The organism is Zavarzinella formosa DSM 19928 (genome assembly GCF_000255705.1).
Classification (GTDB): domain Bacteria; phylum Planctomycetota; class Planctomycetia; order Gemmatales; family Gemmataceae; genus Zavarzinella; species Zavarzinella formosa.
Genome location: NZ_JH636447.1, coordinates 96877 through 99383, shown reverse-complemented (window position 1 = coordinate 99383; position 2507 = coordinate 96877). Strand labels below are relative to the sequence as shown.

Below are 2507 nucleotides of genomic sequence, written 5' to 3'. Positions count from 1 at the left end.
CCAAGTTCGCCCCGCCGCAAGCCGCGAAACTGGCCGCCGAATTCTTCTCGGATCGCCCGGTGTCGGCTCGCCTCGGCACGGCGAAAGTGGCCGAAGTCGCCAGGGCGAACGCGGCCCAGCCCCATTACCAACCGCTCGCCCTGCCGGCGCTGATCGAGGCGAAGGACGTGCCGACGCTGGCAAAGGTCGCGAAGGACAAGAAGGCCGCCGAACCGGCCCGGCTGGGCGCGGTCGAAGGCCTCGGGTTCATGGCGGTGGAAGCGGCCGAAGTGGTGCTGGCCGAAATCGGCGCCACCGACGGCGACGACGAGGATGTGCGCAAGGCGGCTTGGAAGGCTTTGAGACGGTCAAAAAGACAGAGAATATTTACCGCAGAGGGTATTTCCTGAAGAGGATTCACCGCAGAGGGCACGTGAGGGCACATGAGAAAAACAGAAGAGAGTTCAAAATTCATTCTTTAAGAATGATTTTCTGGTTTTCATCTTTGCTTTTCTCATGTGCCCTCACGTGCCCTCTGCGGTGAATCCTCTTCAAGGTGAAGATTTTTCGGGGTAAGAGCGATGCCAGATGAAACAACACCCGAGCCGCCCGCGACGCCGGCGCACCTCAGCTATGGCGGCAGCAGTCGTGTCGCCACGGCCGGGGACACCGCCCGCGTCGAACTCTTCGGCAACCTTGACCGGCCGCCGGTGAAGTTCGAGGCGACCGTGACAAACCCGATCCGCTTTCGCGAAGCGATGTCGGCCCTGTACGGGGTCGTCGGCAGCGATTACCGGTACGTGCCGAAAGATCGTACCGCTTACATGGCCTACCTGCGGCTCAAGCGGGAAACGGCCGCCCTCAATATCTGGCAGGCCCAGCAGGCGTACTTCGGCTGGCTGTTGCGGAACGATCCGCTTGCGTTCTGCATTCTTGACCCGGTCGTCACCGTTCACCCCGATCAGGTGATGTTCGAGGTCTTCGGCAAGGACGAGAGCAGTTACGCCGCCCTCGCCTTCAAGCGGTCGGCATTCGCCGAGGTCGGTGAGACCGCCTGCGGTACGACGAACATCGACTTCAGCGACGCACTCTATCAGAGTGTGCAACAGATGCGGTCCACCCGCAAGACACGGTTAAGCGTCGGCTCGGCCGGCGTCGGCTCGGCCGGCGTCGGCATGGCGACCGAGACGCGCCCGGAGGTGCTGGAGAAGCAGATCCGCATCCCCGATTCGTGGATGCGAGGCTTCCTGCAAGTGCAGTCAGCGGCGACGTTGCCCTTCGACCACCTGCGGCTCGCGCCGATGGACCTGTACAACGCCCTCCGCACGCTGCGCATGAATGGCGACCGTAAGGGCAAACGCCGTGGCTTGCGGTTCGAGTTGGTGCCGGCCCAGCAACCACGGATCGTGCTGGAACCGTGGGAGACGGTCATCCCGGCGACGGCTGAACCGTTCAAGGGGAAGGCCGCCCGCGTCGTCCGCGTCTGGGGCCGTCGGCGGCTCATGACGATCAAGCGGTTGCTGCCGTTCGTCGAAAGCGTGGACGTGTACCTTCTTGGCAGCGGCCTGCCGAGCTTCTGGGTGTTTCGGGCCGGCGACATCACGCTGACGCTCGGCCTGACCGGCTTCACGGCCGCGAACTGGTCGTCGGCCCTCGGCTTCGACCTGCTGTTGCCCCGGAAGACCCAGACGACGGAACCGCTGGCGAAGGTCGTGAAGTTCCTCGCCGACGGCGTGTGGGCCGCGACGCGGGAAGAGATCGCCACGGGCAGCGGCGTGAAAGGCTCGCCGCTGCTCGAAACACTCCAGCTTGGCTGCCAACAAGGGCAGTTGATGTTCGATCTGGCCAACGGCGTCTACCGCCTGCGGCCGATCCTGAACGAGCCAATCGACTTGGTTCGCCTTCAATACCGCAACCAGCGGGAGAAGATCGCCTTCGACCTGCTGACCCGCCGCGGCGCGGTGAAGATCGTCAGCGAGAACCGCATCGCCGGGCACGGGCTGGAACTGACCGGGCAAGTGTCCGTCGAGGAAGACAAGCGAGACTACCGCCCGCAAATGGTGCTGGCCGACGAGGGACAGGTCCGCCGTGTGACCTGCACCTGCGCCCCGTTCCGCACCAGTGGCATCAAGGGGGGGCCGTGCGTCCACCTGATCGCCCTGCGGCTGGCGTTTGCCGACAAAGAGGCGAAGCGGGCGAAGACCGACGACGCCGTCGTCTTCGAGACACGGGCGTTCACGAGGCGAGACGGCGACACCGAGCAGACGATGCAACTTTCACTCGAACGACAAAAACTGAAAGTCCGCTGGGGCCGGGCCGGGCAACCGATGCGGTTGCAATCGCTGAAATTCAACAGCGAGGCCGAAGCCAGGAAGGCATACTTCGACCGACTGACGGAACTGGACGCACGCGGATATCTGGATGCCGTCGCTGATTAAAACTGGATTCACCGCCGAGGACACGGGATTAAAACCGGATTCACCGCAGAGGGCACGTGAGGGCACATGAGGAAAACCAAGATGAAAACG

2 protein-coding genes are annotated in these 2507 nt (G+C 63.4%); both read left to right on the top strand.

Going from position 1 to position 2507, the window contains the following annotated elements; genetic code table 11:
- The coding region (locus tag BGIM_RS65210) for a hypothetical protein (RefSeq protein WP_040891495.1) at positions 1 to 389 on the top strand (389 nt) is incomplete at its 5' end.
- 171 nt (positions 390 to 560) lie between these two features.
- Positions 561 to 2417, top strand: coding sequence for a hypothetical protein (locus BGIM_RS0137165; RefSeq protein WP_020474695.1), 1857 nt, complete (start codon positions 561 to 563; stop codon positions 2415 to 2417).
- The last annotated feature ends 90 nt before the right edge of the window (positions 2418 to 2507 follow it).